The sequence below is a fragment of the Kribbella aluminosa genome (assembly GCF_017876295.1).
Classification (GTDB): Bacteria; Actinomycetota; Actinomycetes; order Propionibacteriales; family Kribbellaceae; genus Kribbella; species Kribbella aluminosa.
This window is the reverse complement of the sequence record NZ_JAGINT010000001.1, coordinates 4,191,960-4,210,241: the sequence shown is the minus strand read 5'-3', so window position 1 is coordinate 4,210,241 and position 18,282 is coordinate 4,191,960. Positions and strand designations below refer to the sequence as shown.

At 69.5% G+C, this 18,282-nt stretch carries 20 protein-coding genes; 17 read left to right on the top strand and 3 right to left on the bottom strand.

The features are described 5' to 3' along the window. Positions 1–31: 31 nt before the first annotated feature. The 7 genes from JOF29_RS20205 (at position 32) to ddaH (ending at position 5,416) form a co-directional block, all read left to right on the top strand. On the top strand, positions 32–925 hold the full coding sequence (locus tag JOF29_RS20205) for an SDR family oxidoreductase (protein ID WP_245357680.1): 894 nt from the start codon (positions 32–34) through the stop codon (positions 923–925). Beyond that, entirely contained in the window at positions 922–2,058 is a 1,137-nt protein-coding gene (locus tag JOF29_RS20200; protein ID WP_209695715.1) for a saccharopine dehydrogenase family protein, read from the top strand. Before JOF29_RS20205 ends, JOF29_RS20200 begins: the two co-directional genes overlap by 4 nt. Then, positions 2,030–2,878 carry an alpha/beta fold hydrolase gene (locus tag JOF29_RS20195; RefSeq protein ID WP_209695714.1) on the top strand — a complete coding sequence of 283 codons (849 nt, stop codon included), beginning with the start codon at positions 2,030–2,032 and terminating at the stop codon, positions 2,876–2,878. Before JOF29_RS20200 ends, JOF29_RS20195 begins: the two co-directional genes overlap by 29 nt. Continuing rightward, a complete protein-coding gene (locus JOF29_RS20190; RefSeq protein WP_209695713.1) occupies positions 2,875–3,261 on the top strand; it encodes a YccF domain-containing protein in 387 nt (128 codons plus the stop codon). The genes JOF29_RS20195 and JOF29_RS20190 overlap by 4 nt, the downstream gene beginning before the upstream one ends. Beyond that, complete coding sequence (locus JOF29_RS20185; protein ID WP_209695712.1) at positions 3,258–3,980, top strand: MBL fold metallo-hydrolase; 723 nt, start codon at positions 3,258–3,260, stop codon at positions 3,978–3,980. Before JOF29_RS20190 ends, JOF29_RS20185 begins: the two co-directional genes overlap by 4 nt. Positions 3,981–4,243: 263 nt before the next feature. Next, positions 4,244–4,483 (top strand): hypothetical protein, encoded by a 240-nt coding sequence (locus tag JOF29_RS20180; protein WP_209695711.1) that lies wholly within the window; start codon positions 4,244–4,246, stop codon positions 4,481–4,483. Positions 4,484–4,621: 138 nt separating this feature from the next. Next, the gene (gene ddaH / locus JOF29_RS20175) at positions 4,622–5,416 is read left to right on the top strand and encodes a dimethylargininase (RefSeq protein WP_209695710.1); all 795 of its coding nucleotides are present in this window, start codon (positions 4,622–4,624) and stop codon (positions 5,414–5,416) included. On the opposite strand, the gene JOF29_RS20170 is transcribed toward ddaH, so the two are convergent. Further along, complete coding sequence (locus tag JOF29_RS20170) at positions 5,385–6,317, bottom strand: tetratricopeptide repeat protein (RefSeq protein WP_209695709.1); 933 nt, start codon at positions 6,315–6,317, stop codon at positions 5,385–5,387. The two genes, ddaH and JOF29_RS20170, sit on opposite strands and share 32 nt — an antisense overlap. Continuing rightward, positions 6,310–7,665, bottom strand: coding sequence for a DNA polymerase IV (locus JOF29_RS20165; RefSeq protein WP_209695708.1), 1,356 nt, complete (start codon positions 7,663–7,665; stop codon positions 6,310–6,312). Before JOF29_RS20165 ends, JOF29_RS20170 begins: the two co-directional genes overlap by 8 nt. A gap of 37 nt (positions 7,666–7,702) precedes the next feature. Here JOF29_RS20165 and JOF29_RS20160 point away from each other — a divergent pair, with 37 nt between their 5' ends. The 10 genes from JOF29_RS20160 (at position 7,703) to JOF29_RS20115 (ending at position 17,476) form a co-directional block, all read left to right on the top strand. Next, entirely contained in the window at positions 7,703–8,464 is a 762-nt protein-coding gene (locus JOF29_RS20160; RefSeq protein WP_209695707.1) for an MBL fold metallo-hydrolase, read from the top strand. Between the two features lie 89 nt (positions 8,465–8,553). After that, positions 8,554–10,032 carry a glutamate-cysteine ligase family protein gene (locus JOF29_RS20155; protein ID WP_209695706.1) on the top strand — a complete coding sequence of 493 codons (1,479 nt, stop codon included), beginning with the start codon at positions 8,554–8,556 and terminating at the stop codon, positions 10,030–10,032. A 363-nt stretch (positions 10,033–10,395) separates the two neighbouring features. Continuing rightward, positions 10,396–10,809 carry a universal stress protein gene (locus JOF29_RS20150; RefSeq protein ID WP_209695705.1) on the top strand — a complete coding sequence of 138 codons (414 nt, stop codon included), beginning with the start codon at positions 10,396–10,398 and terminating at the stop codon, positions 10,807–10,809. A 1-nt stretch (position 10,810) separates the two neighbouring features. Continuing rightward, positions 10,811–11,431: an HhH-GPD-type base excision DNA repair protein gene (locus JOF29_RS20145; protein ID WP_209695704.1), complete on the top strand. Its 621-nt coding sequence runs from the start codon at positions 10,811–10,813 to the stop codon at positions 11,429–11,431. Positions 11,432–11,635: 204 nt separating this feature from the next. After that, positions 11,636–12,952 carry an RNA polymerase sigma factor gene (locus JOF29_RS20140; protein ID WP_209695703.1) on the top strand — a complete coding sequence of 439 codons (1,317 nt, stop codon included), beginning with the start codon at positions 11,636–11,638 and terminating at the stop codon, positions 12,950–12,952. Next, the gene (locus JOF29_RS20135; RefSeq protein WP_209695702.1) at positions 12,952–13,224 is read left to right on the top strand and encodes a DUF6412 domain-containing protein; all 273 of its coding nucleotides are present in this window, start codon (positions 12,952–12,954) and stop codon (positions 13,222–13,224) included. The genes JOF29_RS20140 and JOF29_RS20135 overlap by 1 nt, the downstream gene beginning before the upstream one ends. Before the next feature lie 45 nt (positions 13,225–13,269). Continuing rightward, positions 13,270–13,956 (top strand): YidC/Oxa1 family membrane protein insertase, encoded by a 687-nt coding sequence (locus tag JOF29_RS20130; RefSeq protein WP_209695701.1) that lies wholly within the window; start codon positions 13,270–13,272, stop codon positions 13,954–13,956. A 385-nt stretch (positions 13,957–14,341) separates the two neighbouring features. Next, entirely contained in the window at positions 14,342–15,577 is a 1,236-nt protein-coding gene (locus JOF29_RS20125; RefSeq protein WP_209695700.1) for an ROK family transcriptional regulator, read from the top strand. Then, positions 15,574–16,419, top strand: coding sequence for a sugar phosphate isomerase/epimerase family protein (locus JOF29_RS20120; RefSeq protein ID WP_209695699.1), 846 nt, complete (start codon positions 15,574–15,576; stop codon positions 16,417–16,419). Before JOF29_RS20125 ends, JOF29_RS20120 begins: the two co-directional genes overlap by 4 nt. Position 16,420: 1 nt before the next feature. Then, positions 16,421–17,476 (top strand): Gfo/Idh/MocA family protein, encoded by a 1,056-nt coding sequence (locus tag JOF29_RS20115; protein WP_209695698.1) that lies wholly within the window; start codon positions 16,421–16,423, stop codon positions 17,474–17,476. Between the two features lie 61 nt (positions 17,477–17,537). Here JOF29_RS20115 and JOF29_RS20110 read toward each other — a convergent pair whose 3' ends face one another. Next, positions 17,538–18,260, bottom strand: a complete 723-nt coding sequence (locus JOF29_RS20110; RefSeq protein ID WP_209695697.1) for a TetR/AcrR family transcriptional regulator — start codon at positions 18,258–18,260, stop codon at positions 17,538–17,540. Between the last annotated feature and the right edge of the window lie 22 nt (positions 18,261–18,282).

Sequence of the window (18,282 nt, the reverse complement as noted above, 5' to 3'; positions counted from 1 at the left end):
GAGTATCCACTCAACAAGCTGGAGGTTCCCGATGCGTCCGTTGGCCGGTCAAGTCGTGCTCGTCACCGGAGCCTCCCGGGGGATCGGTGCCGCGGTCGCCCGGAAGCTGGCGCAGGACGGCGCCACCCTCGCCCTCGTCGGCCTGGAGCCGGACGAGCTGAAGAAGGTCGCCGAGGACTGCGGCCCGGACGCGGGCTGGTGGGAGGCCGACGTCACGGACGTCGACTCCCTGCAGGCCGCCGTCGAGGGGATCGCGGAGCGGTACGGGCGGATCGACGTCGTGATGGCGAACGCCGGCATCGCCGCGCCGGGCTTCACCCGGAGCATGGACCCGAAGGCCTGGGAGCGGGTCATCGACGTGGACCTGCTCGGTGTCTGGCGGACCGTGCACCTGACGCTGCCGTACCTGCTGGAGAGCAAGGGGTACCTCCTGCTGGTGTCGTCGCTGGCCGCGATCGTGCACATCCCGGGGCTCGCGTCGTACAACGTGGCGAAGGCCGGTGTCGAGGCGATGGGCGACACGTTGCGGCCGGAGCTGAAGCACCTCGGCGTGCGGGTCGGCGTCGCGCACATGACGTTCGTGGACACCGACATGGTGCGCGGCGTCGACACGCACCCGGTGTTCGGCAAGGTCCGGACCGGGATCCCGATGGTGAGCAGGACGTACCCGCTGGACTTCGCGGTCGGCAAGTTCGTCGAGGGGATCACGAAGCGCTCGCGGACCGTGCACGTGCCCGGCTGGATCGGCGCGCTGAAGGTGGTCCGGTGGGTGCTGCCGCACCTCATCGAGGCGGGTTCGCGGTTCAGCGTCCCGAAGGCGGACGCGGCGGCGCTCGCCGACGTCCAGGCACGCGGCGCGGAAGCGTCCTCCCGGCCGACCGGCGCGGGCGGCCTGGCCGATACCGAGAAGGCTGCCGGGAAATGAGCCGCGCGTACGACGTCGTACTGCTCGGGGCGTCCGGGTTCACAGGCGCGCTGACCGCGGAGTACCTGGAGAAGAACGCGCCGGAGGGGTTCCGCTGGGCCGTTGCCGGACGCAACAAGGCCAAGCTGGAGCGGTTCGGCAAGGACGTCCTGTACGCCGACGTCACGGACGCCGAGTCGCTGCGTGCGCTGGCCGAGTCGGCGAAGGTGGTCGCGACGACGGTCGGCCCCTACGTGCAGTACGGCGAACCGCTCGTGGCGGCCTGTGCCGAGGCCGGGACGGGGTACCTCGATCTGACCGGCGAGCCGGAGTTCCTGGACCTGATGTACGTGCGGTACGACGAGCGCGCCAAGCAGACCGGGGCGCGGATCATCCACGCGTGCGGCTTCGACTCGATCCCGTACGACCTCGGGGTGCAGTACACCGTGGAGCAGCTGCCCGAGAACGTGCCGATCCAGGTCGACGGTCTGCTCCGGGCCGGTGGCCGGCCGTCGGGTGGGACGTTCCACACGGCGATCACGGCGTTCTCGCGGCCGAAGCAGAACCTCGACGCGCACCGGGCACGGCGGGCCGCGGAGGCCCGGCCGCAGGGGCGGAAGGCGCGTGCGGTGACGGGCCGGATCCACCGCCAGCAAGGGTTCTGGGCGGTTCCGCTGCCGACGATCGACCCACAGATCGTCGGGTTCTCGGGGCGGCTCCTCGACCGCTACGGACCCGACTTCAGGTACTCGCACTACGCCGCGATGAAGCGCCTGCCGGCTGTTGCCGCAGGCATCGGTGGGGTAGGCCTGCTGGTCGCCGGCGCGCAGGTGCCGCCGGTACGGAACGCGCTGCTCAAGCGGCTGCAGCCCGGCGACGGCCCGAGCCTCGAGACCCGTGCCCGCTCCTGGTTCAACGTCCGCTTCGTGGGCCGCGGTGGCGGCAAACAGGTCGTCACCGAGGTGGCCGGCCGCGACCCCGGGTACGACGAGACCGCCAAGATGCTGGGTGAAAGCGCCCTCTGCCTGGCCCTCGACGACCTCCCGGAGACCGCCGGCCAAACCACAACAGCCGCAGCCATGGGCCCCGCCCTGCGCGAACGCCTGATGAAAGCGGGGATGACCTTTGCCACCCTCGAAGTCGGCAACTACTAGCTCCGACGGCACCCGCATCGCCGTCTACACCTACGCGAACCCGGGTGCGCCGGTTCTCGTATGTGTGCACGGCTATCCGGACAACGCCGCGTTGTGGGAGCCGGTGGCCGAACTGCTCGCGGAGGACTTCGAGGTCGTCACGTACGACGTACGAGGAGCCGGCGAGTCCGACCACCCGATCAGCACCTCCGCGTACTCCCTGGACCGCCTCCAAGAAGATTTCCAGGCGGTACTCGATCAGGCCGGGCGGGAGGTGCATGTGCTGGCGCACGACTGGGGGTCGATTCAGGCGTGGCATTTTGTGACCGACCCTGACTTGCAGGATCGGATCGCGTCTTTTACGTCCATCTCGGGGCCGTCACTGGACCATGCCGGATACTTCCTTCGCCAAGGCAACCGCGCAGTACTCAAACAACTGCTGCACTCCTGGTACATCTTCTACCTCCACCTCCCTTGGCTCCCGGAGCTTGCCTGGCGCAAAGGATGGGCGCAGCGCGCCGTCAACCTCCTCGATAAGCAGGACCCGGACCACCACCGCGCGCTCGGCGACTACGTCAACGGTATGAAGCTCTACCGTGCGAACGTCGTCCGGCACCTGCTGCGGCCCGCGGAGCGCCGTACCGACGTACCTGTGCTGGCGGTGTCGCCCGACGCCGACCTGTACGTCACCACCCCGCTGCAGACCTCCGTCGCGCGCTGGGCCTCGAACCTGACCGTGAAGGTGGTCAGGGGTGGCCACTGGATGCCCCGGAACGATCCCGGACTTGTGGCCGAACTCGTCCGGGAACACACCCGTCAGGTGGCACGCTGGGAGACATGAAGACGCTTCTCAACCTGATCTGGCTGGTGCTGGCCGGGTTCTGGCTGGCGGTCGGGTACACGGTCGCCGGGATCATCTGCTGCGTGCTGATCGTCACGATCCCGTTCGGGATCGCCGCGTTCCGGATCGCCGGGTACACCCTGTGGCCGTTCGGCCGGACGGTCGTCGACAAGCGCAGCGCCGGCGCGGGCGCGCTGCTCGGCAACCTGATCTGGATCGTCTTCGCCGGCTGGTGGCTGGCGCTCGGCCACCTGACCACCGGGATCGCGCTCTGCCTGACGGTGATCGGCATCCCGCTCGGCATCGCGAACTTCAAGCTGATCCCGGTCTCGCTGCTGCCGCTCGGCAAGGAGATCGTGCCGAGCGATCGTCCGTTCGCGTGAGGTCGCTGACCGTCCTGGGCTCCTGCGGCGCCTGGCCGGAGGCGGGCCGGGCGTGCGCCGGATTCCTGCTGGAGTACGACGGGTTCCGCGTGGTGCTCGATCTCGGGTACGCCGCGCTGCCGCGTCTGCTGGAGCACTGCCCGCGGGGTGAGGTCGACGCGGTCGTGGTGACCCACCAGCACCCGGACCACTGCGTCGATGTGAGCGCCCTCGCGCGTGTGCGGCACTACGAGGCGCCCGACGCGCCGCCGGTTGCGCTGCACTGTGCCCCGGGTGTTCTCGACGTACTGCGTGCGCTCGAGCCGGAGCCTGATCCGGCGGAGGTGTTCGACGTGCACGAGTTGGCGGGGACCACGCGGATCGGGCCGTTCGACGTACTGACGGTGGAACTGCCGCATTACAAGACGAATCTCGGGGTGCGGTTGTCGGCGCCCGGGGTTTCGGTTGCGTACACCGGCGACAGTGGACCGTCGCCGGAGCTGCGAAGGCTCGCCGAGGGGACCGATCTGTTCATCTCGGACGCCACGCTCCAGGGTGATGCTTCTGACCGCTATCTGATGACGGCAGCCGAGGCCGCACGCGGTTCGCGCGGTGCGAAGCGCCTGCTCCTGACACACTTCTGGCCGGGATCCGACCGCTCAGTGTCCGTAGCAGAGGCCAAGCAGATCTTCGACGGGGAAGTGATCGCAGCAGAAGAAGGGCTCACTCTGCCTCTGTGAGCCACACCCGCCGAACCGGGTAGACGGGCCGGCCGCGACAAGTCCGGCGAGTCCAGTGGGTTTGGCGAGCGTTGTGAGGTTGGGGAGTTCGGCGCCGCCGAGGCCGGACGGGCATGATGGCTGATCTTTGTGTCGCCCGGCACTTGAACAGCCAGGAGGGGATGCCATGGCCGACAGCGCAGGTACCGAAGGCATCATCGCGGTCAAGGTCGCAGACCGCAGGGCAGAGGTCCTGGCCCTGCCCGCCGAGCTTCGACGTGCTCATGGAGCGTCACGCCCCCTTCTACGGCTTCGACAGGGATACAAAGGCGATCTGTTCGGTTTCGCTCGACACACTTGAACGCGCCATGTTCAAGGAGACGGTCCTGGGCTGCCTTCGGCAGGTCCGGGACTGGCGCGTGGCCCGAGGGCTGGCCCAGCCATTCGAATACTGGACGAACGGCGGAACGCCGATGCTGGACCGCCCCAAATGGGCCCCGGCCGACGGGCCTTCGGCTGGGTGACCGCGGCCGCTCGGCCGGCGTGGGTTCCGGCCTCATGGGTGCGGTTACGCGGTAGCGGTGACGTTTTCGTGCCGGCGGGTGTCATGGTCAGGCCGCGCCAGCCGCGGAAGGCTGCAGGTGCACGGATACGCTGCAGCCATGCAGAAGGCCCTGGTCCGCCGTCCGAGCTCGCGGCTTGCTGACGGGCTGGTCACACATGTCGAGCGGCAGCCGGTGCATGTCGGGCTGGCGAGGCGGCAGTGGCAGGCGTACGTCGACGCGCTGCACGGCGCGGGGTGGACGACCGTCGAGGTGCCGTCGATCGACGAATGCCCGGACGGTGTGTTCGTCGAGGACACGATGGTGGTGTACGGCGACGTGGCGGTGATCGCCCGCGCTGGGGCCATGGAACGCCGGGCGGAGGCAGCGGCCGCGGCGGAGACGGTGGCCGCTCAGGGCTACCGCGTCGTACCGATTGTCGAACCCGGCACGCTCGACGGTGGCGATGTGCTGAAGATCGGCTCCACCATCTACGTCGGCCAGGGCGGCCGCACGAATGCCGCCGGCATCGCCCAACTCCGGGCAGCCCTCGCCGCACCCGCCGGCTCAGCCGGCGCTGCGCGGGCGGTGGGAGAGCCTGTGGTGCGTGGTGTTCCCGTTAGCAAGGTGTTGCATTTGAAGTCGGCGGTGACGGCGTTGCCTGACGGGACGGTGATCGGCTACGAGCCGCTGGTGGACGACCCGGGCGCGTTCGGCAGCTTCCGAGCGGTGCCCGAGGAAGCGGGTGCGCACGTCGTACTGCTGGATGACGACCGGCTGTTGATGGCGGCGTCGGCGCCGAAGTCGGCGGAGTTGTTCGCGGGGCTCGGCTACACGCCGGTCGTCGTCGACATCAGCGAGTTCGAGAAGCTGGAAGGCTGCGTCACCTGCTTGTCGGTGCGTCTGCGCGGCTGAGCAACTGCCGCGCCGCGCCGGCCAGTTGGACGTCGCGCTTCTTCCCGCGCGCCTCGGCGACCTCGCACGCCTCGGTCAGCGCCGCACGATAGACGGCAGTGTCCGGATGCCCCGGTACGGCGTCGCGCACCACCTGGATCAGCGCCTCGACCGCGTCCGAGATGTCGCCGCACGCGAGCAACGCCTTGCCCAACGCTGCCCGATCGCGCACCAGTTGCCGGTCCGTGGCCGCGAGCCGATCGATGTCAGCGGCAACGATGTCGGTCAGCAGCAGCGCCTCCGAGCGCGGACCGCCGACCATCAGCCGCGCACCGGTCACCGCCTCGGTCGCCGCCCGGGTGAGCTCGTGATGCGGCCCGAACACCGCGACCAGCTGCGGCGTGATCAGCTCGAACCACGCGATCGCGCGACCGTAGTTCGCCGTCGCGAGCAGTCCCTGCGCGACCCGCAGCCGGACCCGCAACGTCGCCGGATCGTCCGCGGCCAGCACCTGCTCCCGCTCGGCCAGGGCCGCCTGATAGTGCGGCAGCGCCTGACCGGGCTCGCTCTCGGCCCAGCACGCCTCGGCCAGCCGGTACTCCGGGGTGGCGTCGAGCTCGGGATGCGCGACCGCCACCGGCTCCCGCCGTACGACGGCAGCGACCGGCTCGTCGACCACCCGGCGGGCGACGTACGAGCGGCCACCGGTCGGGATGATCCGGTACCGCCCGGCCTTCGACACCGGCACCCACAGCACCGTGTTGTAGAGGGTCCGCACCGAGGACCCACAGTTCTCGCAGACGTCGTGGTGGCCGTAGAACCGGCCGCCCATCGGGCCTGTCAGCTCGGCGGTACGCCAGGCCTCCGACGCCGCGGTACACGGCGCGCAGAACGGGTACACGCCCCGCCGCTCGTCAGTCACCTGACCCATTGTGGTCCGTTTCGGGTCCGCCGTCTGCATCGGCACCGGTGTGCTGCACTTTGGTGAGGGCCGGATCGTCGACCGAGAACGTCCGTACCGGGCCTGGCGGTGTGTCCGCGGTCTCGAAGCGGACCGTCACCCGGCCGCGCCCGGAACCCCACACCCAACCGCGGCCGTGGCCGGAGTGCTCGACGTCCTGTCCGGGGTGGAACCCGCGCTGATCGCGCCGCCGGGACGGCAGCTCGACCACCTCGATCGGGTTCGCCGCGTGCTCGTCCTCGGTGAACAGGTCGTCCTGGATCCAGTCGGCGAGTGACGAGACGCCTACACCGAGCAAGCGGATGCCGCCGCCGATCTCGCTCTCCTCGAGCAGCCGGCGGGCCACCCGCGCGATCACCCGGGCGTCGTCGGTCGGCCCGGCCAGCGTCGACGAACGGGTGTGCGTGGTGAAGTCGTGCATCCGGGTCTTCACGGTGACGGTCCGCCCGGACAGCTGCGCCTTCTGCAGCCGCTCGGCGACCCGGTGCGCCATCCGGTCGCCGATCGCGGTGAGCAGCGCGCGGTCGATGAGGTCGGTCTCGAACGTGTCCTCGACGCTGACCGACTTCGTCTCCCGGTCGCTCACCACCGGACGGTCGTCGGCCGCGACCGCGAGCCGGTGCAGGCTGGTGCCGTGCGCCGAGCCGACCTGGCGGATCAGCTCGTCCTCGTCGAGCTGCTGCAGGTCGGCGACCGTCCGGACGCCGGCCATGCTCAGCCGCTGCGCCGTCGCCGGCCCGACGCCCGGGATCACGGTCACCTGCATCGGCGCCAGGAACTCCGCCTCGGTCCCGGCCGGCACCACGACCACGCCGTCCGGCTTGTCGAGCTCGCTGGCGATCTTCGCGATCAGCTTCGACGTGCCCGCGCCGACCGACGCGGTCAGCCCGCCGCTCACCTTCCGGATCGCGGCCTTCAGGTCGTCCGCGATCGCCCGGACGTCGTCGACGGTCAGCCCGGTGAGTCCGCTCGCGGACAGGTCGACGAACGCCTCGTCCACGGACAGCGGCTCGACCAGCGGCGACAGCGCCCGCATCTCGGCCATCACCGCGCGGCTGGTCTCCCGGTACACCTCGAAGCGCGGACCCAGGTAGGCCGCGTGCGGGCAGCGGGAGCGTGCCTCCGCGGTCGACATCGCCGACCGGACGCCGTACCGGCGGGCCTCGTACGACGCCGTGGACACCACTCCGCGCACGCCGATCCCGCCGACCACCACGGGCTTGCCCCGCAGCGACGGCTTGTCCCGCTGCTCGACGGCCGCGAAGAACGCGTCCAGGTCGACGTGCAGCACCGACGGATCATTACGCACTGGGCAATTGTCGCCAGTGTCACCGACAATTCCCGGCATGAGCTTCCCCGACCGCTGGGACGACGGCCTCGACCCGTCCACTCCTGAGCACCAGGTGCACTGGTACGACGACCGTACGGCGATCATCCGCCAGTCCCTCCGCACCAACTTCGAGGGCCCGTTCCTCTACCTCCTCCTCGGCACGACCCACGCCCTCCTGCTCGACACCGGCACCGGCGACGTGCCGCTGCGTCCGCTGGTCGAGAGGCTCGCGGGGGTGCGGGAGCTGGTCGTCGCGCACACGCACGGTCACGGCGACCACGTCGGCGGCGACCCCGAGTTCCCGGAGGCGGTCGGCAGGTCGGCCGAGGACGTCGCACGGTACTTCGGATTCGCCGACTGGCCGAACGGCGTACGGCAGCTGGACCTCGGTGGACGGGTGCTGGACGTGGTGGCGATCCCGGGCCATCACGCGTCGCACCTCGCGCTGTACGACCGGGACACGCGGATCCTGTTCACCGGCGACTCGCTGTACCCGGGCAGGCTCTACGTCTTCGACTGGCCGGCGTACCGGGCGAGCATCGCGCGGCTGGGGGAGTTCGTTGCCGGAGGCAAGCCGGTGGAGTGGGTACTGGGCGCGCACATCGAGATGACCGCCGAGCCGGGCAAGGACTACGAGATGGGCGCCGACCAGCACCCCGGCGAGCACGTCCTCCAGCTGCGTCCCGCCGTACTCACCGAGCTGATCGACGTACTCGCCGAGGCAGGCGCGGACCCGGTCCGGATCGAGCGCGACGACTTCATCGTGTACCCGGTCTGACCGCGACGCGATTGAACAGCGCGCGGCGGGGCACCTTCAGGCACACTGAGGCCATGCAGTAGTGGGGGATCCACCAGGGGAGGCCGCTGATGGGTGAGGAAGTCGACCGGGTCGAGTTCAGCCGGGCGGACCGGACCGCGTTCCGGGAGCAGGTGCACCGCAATCTGGACGCCTTCGCGCGGATGCTGCGCGAGAACCGGTTCGCCCCGGACCGTCCGATGACCGGCATCGAGATCGAGCTGAACCTGGTCGACGAGCACTGCGACCCGGCGATGAAGAACGCCGAGGTGCTGAGCGCGATCGAGGACGACGCGTTCCAGACCGAGCTCGGCCAGTTCAACATCGAGATCAACGTGCCGCCCGGGCAGATCGACGGGCTCGGGCTGGACACCATGGAGTCGAACATCCGGGACAGCCTGAACGCCGCCGAGGACAAGGCGGCCCGGACCGGCTCGTCGATGGTGATCGTCGGGATCCTGCCGACCCTGCTGACCGAGCACATCCGCCGGGACGCGCTCAGCACCAACCCGCGGTACGCGCTGCTCAACGACCAGATCTTCGCCGCCCGTGGCGAGGACGTGCAGATCTCCATCGACGGCGTCGAACGCCTGCAGGTGACCGCGGACAGCATCGTCCCGGAGGCCGCCTGTACGTCGACGCAGTTCCACCTGCAGGTCACGCCGGAGGCGTTCCCGCGGTACTGGAACGCCGCGCAGGCGATCTCCGGCGTACAGCTCGCGGTCGGGGCGAACTCGCCGTTCCTGTTCGGCAAGGAGCTGCTCCGCGAGACCCGGATCGCGTTGTTCGAGCAGGCCGCCGACACCCGTACGCACGAGCTGAAGACCCAGGGCGTGCGCCCGCGGGTCTGGTTCGGTGAACGGTGGATCACCTCGATCTTCGACCTCTTCGAGGAGAATTCGCGGTACTACCCGGCGCTGCTGCCGGTCACGTCCGAGGAGGATCCGATCGCGGTGCTGGACCGCGGCGACACGCCAGCACTTTCGGAGTTGCGGCTGCACAACGGGACGATCTATCGCTGGAACCGCCCGGTGTACGACGTTGTCCGGGAGAAGCCGCATCTGCGGGTGGAGAATCGCGTGCTGCCGGCCGGCCCGACGGTGGTCGACACGATTGCCAACGGCGCCTTCTACTTCGGGCTGGTCCGGGCGCTGGCCGACGACGAACGGCCGATCTGGTCACAGATGTCGTTCAGCGCCGCCGAGGAGAACTTCCACGCCGCGGCCCGGAACGGCATCGACGCCGAGGTGTTCTGGCCGGGCGTCGGTACGGCGCGCGCGACCGAGCTGGTGCTCAGACGCCTGCTGCCGTTGGCGGTTCGCGGTCTCGATGCCTGGGGCGTCGACGTGGCGGTGCGGGATCGGCTGCTCGGCATCGTCGAGCAGCGTTGCCTCACGAACCGTAACGGTGCGTCCTGGCAGGCGGACGTCTTCCATCGCCTGTATACACAGGGCTCGCACGGTCGCCGGGACGCATTGCGCGGGATGTTACGCCGGTACCGCGACCACATGCACGACAACACGCCCGTGCACGAGTGGCCGGTGGACTGAACCGGTGTGGACTGAACCGGTTAGGGATGGCGACAACGTGAGACAGGACCGGCGGAACCCCGGTCCTCCTGGCGGAACCGGTCCGCTCTTGCCCTGGGCAACGGCGTGGAAGGCGGTCTCCGGGGGCCGATCCGGGACGAGTTCGATAACGACCCGGACTACAGGGGTGGCGCTTTCGGTGACAGCCCTGCAAAGGTGTGGCCACCGGAAGGTTAGGCAAGCCCGCGGCGGGTAGTAGTCGGGCACCGGCAGCCCTCCGTCACCGGTGCGACACAACAGGTGCAAATGCAGCGGATGCCGACCGGGGTCGGGAGCAGTATCGTTCGAGACGGGTCGACACACACCCGGAGGTGAGGCAGGGCGATGACGACCATCGTCGTGGGTTATGTGCCGAAGGCGGAAGGCCGTGCGGCCCTTCGGCGGGCAGCGGAGGAAGCGACGCTGCGGGACGCCAAGCTGGTGGTGGTGAACTCGCATCGGGGCGGGCGCAGCTACGACAGCGACGAAGCCGCGGCAAGCGACGCGGCGCTGACGGAGGTACGGGAGCAGCTCGACGCGACCGGTGTGCCGTACGAGGTGCGGCAACTGGTCCGTGGCCTGGATCCGGCGGAGGACCTGGTGGCCGTCGCCGAGCAGGTGCACGCGGAGTTCATCGTGATCGGGCTGCGGCGCCGGTCTCCGGTCGGGAAGCTCATCCTCGGCAGCAACGCGCAGCGGGTGCTGCTGGATGCGCCGTGTCCGGTGCTGGCCGTGAAGGCCGACGAAGGGGAGGACTGAGGTGACTTCGATACGCAGCAGGAAGCTGTGCCTGGCCCAGCAACCCGACGCCGACGAGATGTTGAGCAGAGATCCGTTCGCCCTGCTGGTGGGCATGCTGCTCGACCAGCAGATTCCGATGGAACGGGCGTTCGCCGGCCCGGTAGCGATCGCGCACCGGATGATCGGTCCCTTCGACCCGCCCACGGTCGCGCACTACGATCCGGACGCGTTCGTCGAGCTGGTGGCCGGCCCGCCCGCCGTGCACCGGTTCCCGACCGCGATGGCGGCCCGGATCCAGACCCTGGCCAAGCACCTCGACGATCAGTACTCCGGGAACGCCTCGGGCCTGTGGTCCGACGTGAAGTCCGGTGACGACCTGCTGGCCAGGCTGTCCGCCCTGCCGGGGTTCGGCGCGCAGAAGGCGAAGATCTTCGTCGCGCTGCTCGGCAAGCAGCTCAAGGTCCGGCCGCGCGGCTGGCGGGAGGCGTCCGAGCCGTACGGCGAGGACGGCGCGTACAAGTCCGTCGCCGACGTCATCGACGTGGCGTCGCTGGTGAAGGTCCGGCAGTTCAAGCAGGAGCAGCAACTGGTCCGGCGGCCGGTCGTCGCACGACCGCTCCGGCAGACACGTAACGGGTGAGCAAAGATCGACCGACGACCCCCTGGAAAGGCGCCGTTCTGGGGGGTCGTGCGACGCGTGGGCTTGGTTCGCGGATTACAATGGACTGTTGCCGCCGCCTGACCAGCGAGCAGCCGCCAACAGCAGTGCCCAAAGACTCAGCAACACCCACAGCTTCATCAGTCGTACCGTCGTACAAACCCTGCGTCAGACGAGAGGTAATTCGTGTCGTCCAGCTCGTCCGAGAACCTTCCCGCCGAGCCGGCCCGGGCCGTGGCCGCCACCGCCCGCAGCACGGCTCCGAGGACCAGCGCCCGAGTGACCGAGCCGGCCGCCAAGAAGGTGGCCGCGAAGAAGGCGGCGGTGAAGGCCGCCGGCACCAAGGAGGACGGTATCCCCGCGAAGAAGGCCGCTGCCAAGAAGGCTCCGGCGAAGAAGGCAGTGTCCGAGGCGGGTCTGTCCATCGACCCGAAGACCGGTAAGCCGCGCGCGCTGGACGATGTGGACGAGGCCGACTTCAGCCCGGACGCGGTGAAGCCACTGGAGAAGGAGCTCACCGAGGACCAGGGCTTCATCGTCTCCGAGGCCGACGAGACCGACGAGCCCGAGCAGCAGGTGATGGTCGCCGGTGCCACCGCGGACCCGGTCAAGGACTACCTGAAGCAGATCGGCAAGGTCCCGCTGCTGAACGCGGAGCAGGAGGTCGAGCTCGCGAAGCGGATCGAGGCCGGCCTGTTCGCCGAGGAGCAGATCGCCGACGAGGCCGCGAAGCTCAAGGAGAAGGTCCGCGACGAGTACGAGTGGATCTCCGAGGACGGCCGGCGCGCGAAGAATCACCTGCTGGAGGCCAACCTGCGCCTGGTGGTGTCGTTGGCCAAGCGCTACACCGGCCGCGGCATGCTGTTCCTGGACCTGATCCAGGAGGGCAACCTCGGTCTGATCCGTGCGGTCGAGAAGTTCGACTACACCAAGGGCTACAAGTTCTCGACGTATGCGACCTGGTGGATCCGGCAGGCGATCACCCGGGCGATGGCCGACCAGGCCCGCACCATCCGGATCCCGGTGCACATGGTCGAGGTCATCAACAAGCTGGCCCGCGTCCAGCGGCAGATGCTGCAGGACCTCGGCCGGGAGCCCACTCCGGAGGAGCTCGCCAAGGAGCTCGACATGACCCCGGAGAAGGTCATCGAGGTGCAGAAGTACGGCCGGGAGCCGATCTCGCTGCACACCCCGCTCGGTGAGGACGGCGACTCCGAGTTCGGTGACCTGATCGAGGACTCCGAGGCGATCGTGCCGGCCGAGGCCGTCTCGTTCACGCTGCTCCAGGAGCAGTTGCACGCGGTCCTGGACACGCTGTCCGAGCGCGAGGCCGGCGTGGTCTCGATGCGCTTCGGTCTCACCGACGGTCAGCCGAAGACCCTGGACGAGATCGGCAAGGTGTACGGCGTGACCCGCGAGCGGATCCGCCAGATCGAGTCCAAGACCATGTCGAAGCTCCGGCACCCGTCGCGGTCCCAGGTGCTCCGCGACTACCTGGACTGATGACGATGGGGCAGGTGTTCGCCGGCGTGTGGTCGCTGGCGATGCCTGCCCTCGGCCCGGAATCGGGTCTGCTGGCCGTCGCCGTGTTCACGGCGGCGGCCCTGCTGTTCCTGGCGGTCCAGGTCGCCCGCACGGCGGCGCGGAACCCGTTGGTCTCGCCGCAGCCGGCGCGCTCGAGCGCCACCCGGGCCAACGCCCGGCGTACCGCCTATCTCTCCCTCCGGGATCCCGACGCAGCCGGGAGGCCCCGACCACGAGCGCCGGGACTGTAGCGCTCCACCTCGCTACCTGTTCCTACTCACTCGTGGAGTTCTGCTGTGCCTTCCTTCCTGGAGGCACCGGTCGCCGGTGCCTATCACTTGCTCACGTCCCTCGTCTCCGCACTCCAGCCGCTGACCGGCGCGTACGCCGCTGTGATCGCGATCGTGCTGTGCACCCTCCTCGTCCGGCTGTGTCTGGTCCCGCTCAGCGTGCGGGCGCATCGCGGGATGCAGGCCCGTGCCGCGATGATGCCGCAGTACAAACAGCTCACCGACAAGCACCGGGGAGATCCCGAGCGGCTGCAGCGTGAGCTGACGAAGCTGCAGGCGGAGTCCGGTACTTCGGTGTTCGCCGGGTTCCTGCCGTTGCTCGCGCAGCTGCCGTTCTTCTGGTTGATGTACACGCTGTTCTCCCGCGCGATGGTCGCGGGGGAGTCGAACCAGCTGATCAGCGGGAGCCTGTTCGGCTCGCCGCTCGGTGCGCACTGGCCGATCCTGACCGGCACTCCGGCGTACCTGGTGATCGCTCTGTTGCTCGCTGTAGTTGCGTTCTTCTCGGCGCGGCTGCAGTTGCGGCAGCTGGATGCTTCCGCGACCCCGGTGTCGACCTTGTCTCGGCGGGTGGCGCAGTTGCTGCCGTTCGGGACGTTGCTGACGGTCGCGTTCGTGCCGCTGGCGGCCGGAGTGTACGTGCTGACGACGACCACCTGGACGGTCGTCGAACGCAGCATCCTGCAGCGGTAGCGGTAGGTGGAGGATGTCGCGCAGGGTGGAGGGGCTGTAGACAAGCAATGGGGTCTGGGCACACGCAATAGCTTGTTCCCAGACCCCAGAGGGTGTCCCGCCGCCACCCGATCAGGGCGCTTGCGCCTGGCGGAAGGGCTGGTTGGCCAGGGGGACTCGTCGTGGTCCGCGGGGGACCGGGGTAACTTTCCGTCGCTCCGTGCGAATTTGTTTCCCCGCTTCGGGGGTTGGCGGGGTCGGGCTGTGCTGGTCAACTCCCTGGCAAAAGACCTGTCACGCAGATCAGGTGCGACACACCAGTTGCCGGCGGCAACAGTCGTTGCCGTTGCCCAAGCCATTCTGCTACCGTCTTTATTAAAGCCGGTTCCTAAATTGGTTGGGGTCGATGGAGACTGCACGCGGAGCCGCGCAGGCGGAGCGAGCCGCGAACCAGGTCGCCTGCCTGCGTTTCCTCGCCGACGCGGACGAGGCGCGCACCGTCGGCGTGCTCAGCGAAGCCACCGGGCTGTCGCGACCGACGGTGCACGCCGTCCTCGACGACCTCCTCGACGCGGGCCTGGTGGAGAGCACCAGCCCGGCGACGGCGGGCCCCGGCCGACCTGCCCGGGCGTTCCGCTTCGCCCGCGAGGCCGGCTTGGTCGCCGGCGTCGACCTCGGCCCACGCGGAGCCCGCGCGATCATCTGCGACCTGTCCGGCCGCCGCGTCGGGTACGCCGAAGTACCACCGGACAGCCCCGCCGACCTCTCGCTGATCCAGCGTGCCCTCGAGGCCGCGGCGAGTGCGAGCGACCGCGGGCAATCCGCCCAGGACTCGGAGCCCGGCAGCGTCGGGTCTCGGCGTGCTCCGGACGCGGGGGGCGACTCGATCGACCTTGGGCGGTTGCGGGCGGTGGGGGTGGGGCTGCCGGGGGTGGTCGAGGCTGATGGACGGTTGCGGGCGAGTCTTGCGATGCCCGGGCTGGTGGGGTTGCCGGTGGGGGAGTTGCTGGGGAAGGAGCTTGGGCTGCCCGTCGTCGTGGACAACGACATCAAGTTGGCCGCCCTCGCGGAGCAGCGAGGTGGGGCGGGGCGTGGGTACTCCGATGTCGTCTACCTGCAGATCGGGCATCGGCTGTCGGTGTCGATCGTGCTGAACGGCGTCATCCGCCAAGGCCGGCACCGGCTCGCGGGTGAGCTCGGCGCGCAGCGCGGCATGCGCTGGACACGCAACGCCCAACGGGGACAACTCGTCTGGTCGGCCCGGCCGACCGGCGCGGAAGTACTGACAGCAGCCGCCGCCGGCGACGCCGACGCGCAGGCCGAGCTCGAGAACTTCTGCACCCAGATCGCCCCGCGGATCGCGACCGTCCTGCTGGTCGTCGACCCGGAGGTGGTCGTCGTCCGCAGCGGACCGGCGGAGGACAGCAGCGCGCTGCTCCGTCCACTCGCCGCCGCCGTCGAGAACGAACTGGTCTTCCCCGAGCGCCCACCCTTCGTCGCCGCGGCACTGGGACGCGAAGCAGTGGTGCTCGGGGCGGTCGGCAACGCGTTCGACCGGATGAAGTCAGCGATCTACGGTATCCACGACTTCCCCAGTCCGTGGAACCGCATCATTCACGAAGTGGAGAGGACCACGCAGTGAAGCTCGGAGTCAGCTCGTACTGTTTCCGCCAGCTCATGACGAGCGGCGAGATGGACCTGATCGGTGTCCTGGACTGGGTCGCGGCCTCGTCGGCCGGGCACATCGAGGTGGCCGCGCTGGACGGCGAGTACTACCTGGAGCACCAGGACGTCGTCCGCGACACCGCGAAGCACGCCGAGGAGATCGGCGTACCGATCGTGAACTACCTGGTCAGCGGCGACCTGCGGACCGCAGACAGCGGCGAGGTCGACCGGCTGCGCCGGCAGCTGGACGTCGCGCACGCGTTCGGTGCGCGGATCTTCCGGCACGACGTCGCGCCGTGGGCGTGGCGGGAGCAGGACCCGGGCGAGTTCGAGACGACGTTCGCGCAGGTCGTCGAGGGCTGCCGGGCGGTCGCCGACCACGCGGCCGGGCTCGGCATCGTGTCGACGATCGAGAACCACGGCTTCTTCATGAACGGCAGCGAGCGGCTGGCCCGCCTGGTGTACGCCGTGGACCGCCCGAACTTCCGGGTCACGCTCGACCTCGGCAACGGCCTGTGCGTAGGCGAGGTCCCCGGCAAGACCGCCGCCGGGCTGATCGACGTCGCGGCGTCGATCGGCGTGAAGGACTTCCACATCCGCCGCTCGGCGGGTGACGGCTGGCTGAAGACGCTGGCCGGCGACTACCTGCTCGGCACGGTGACGGGCCACGGCGACGTGGACGTGGCCGGACTGCTCGCACTGGCCGCGACCAAGCCCGACGTACCGGTGAGCCTGGAGTTCGAGGGCATGGAGGCGCCGCTGCCTGCCATCGAGCGTTCGCTGGCCAACATCCTCCGACTGACGGAAGGCAACGCCTGATATGACGACGCGGATTGCAGTGATCGGGCTGGGCTCGATCGCCGTCGAGCACCTGAGCGCGTACCAGAAGAACGACCAGGCCGAGCTCGTCGCGGTGTGCGACGTGGACCTGGAGCGGGCGAAGGCGCGTGGCGAGCAGTTCGGGGTCGAGCGGGTGACCGGCGACCCCGAGGAGATCTTCTCGGACCCGGCCGTCGACGCGGTGAGCGTCTGCGTGCCGAACACGCTGCACGCCCCGATCGCCGAGGCGGCGCTGCGGGCCGGCAAGAACGTCCTGGTCGAGAAGCCGATGACCGTGACGGTGCCCGAGGCCGAGGCGCTGGTGAAAGCGGTCGAGGAGACCGGGAAGGCGCTGCAGATCGGGTACGTACGGCGGTACGCACCGAACGCACTGGTGACCAAGCGGTTCCTGGAGGCGGGTGAGTTCGGCACCATCTACGCGGCACGGGCCACGCTGCTGCGGACGGCCGGCAACCCGGGCGGCTGGTTCGGTGACGTCGAGCTGTCCGGCGGCGGCCCGCTGATCGACCTCGGCGTCCACGTCATCGACCTGTGCTGGTACCTGATGGGGATGCCGAAGCCGGTGTCCGCGTCCGGTGCGACGTTCGCCCCGCTGGGTGCGCGCGACAACATCCAGAACCTGACCCGGTACAAGGCCGCGTCGGCGGCGCGGCCGAACACGGTCGAGGACTACGCGACCGCGCAGATCCGGTTCGAGGGTGGGGCGGTGCTCGACGTGGACACGTCGTACTCGCTGCACGCACGGAACGAGCTGAGTGTCCGGATCCACGGTGACAAGGGCGGCGCGGAGATCGAGCCGGAGCTGCTGATGGTCACCGAGCGGCACGACACGCTGCTGCACGTCCAGCCGCAGATCGACTCGCTCGGGTTCGACTTCAAGGTCGGGTTCGCGAACCAGATCGAGCACTTCCTGCGGATCTGCCGCGGCGAGATCCCGGCCGACGCGACCGCGGAACAGGGCCTGGAGATGGCCAAGATGCTGTCCGCGATCTACGAGTCGGCGAAGCTCGGCGCCGAGGTGAAGATCACCCACTGACGCGTGTCCTGGTGGCCCGAGGCTTGTTGCCTCGGGCAACCAGGCGCAAGGCAACCAGGACTCAGGCGAGCCGCGCGGCGATGCCGTCCAGGGTCCGGTCCAGGCCGTAGCTGAAGTTGTCCTCGCCGCCGGCCTCGAGATCGCCGCCGCTGTGTGCGGCGTACAGCGCGCGCATGTTCGGGTACGGCGCTGCTGCCTGGACCGCGGCCGGCCAGACCTCGGCCTGCCAGGCTGCCATGTCCTTGCCGGTCCGCTTGAGCTTGGTCACGGTCGCGGCCTCGACCGAGGCGACGCCGATCACGTACCCGAGCACGGTGTTCATCGCCTGGTCCGCCTCGGCCAGCTCGAAGCCGGCGGCCAGGTAGCAGCCCAGCATCTCGTCCGAGACCCGCATCAGGTTCGGGCCGAGGTAGTTCATGCCGACGTCCGCGAGCGTCGGCGCCACCCACGGGTGCCGGACGATCATCGCCCGCAGGCTCCGGGCCGCGGTCTCGGCCGCCGCCCGCCAGTCGTCCGGATCGGTCACCGGCGGTACGTCGATCTCGCCGTACACCTCGTCGACGACCAGCTCCAGCAGCTCGTCCTTGTTCGCGACGTGCCAGTAGACGGCGGTCGCGACCGCGCCGAGCGCTGCGCCGAGCTTGCGCATCGTGAGCGCATCCAGTCCGTCGGCGTCCAGCAGCTTGATCGCCTCCGCGACGATCTGCGCCTGGGTGAGCGCGGGCTGCTCGCGGCGCCGGCTGCTGCGCTTCGGCCGGGTCCAGACGGACGTGAACTCCTCCATGGGTCCACCCTAGCCGATTCTT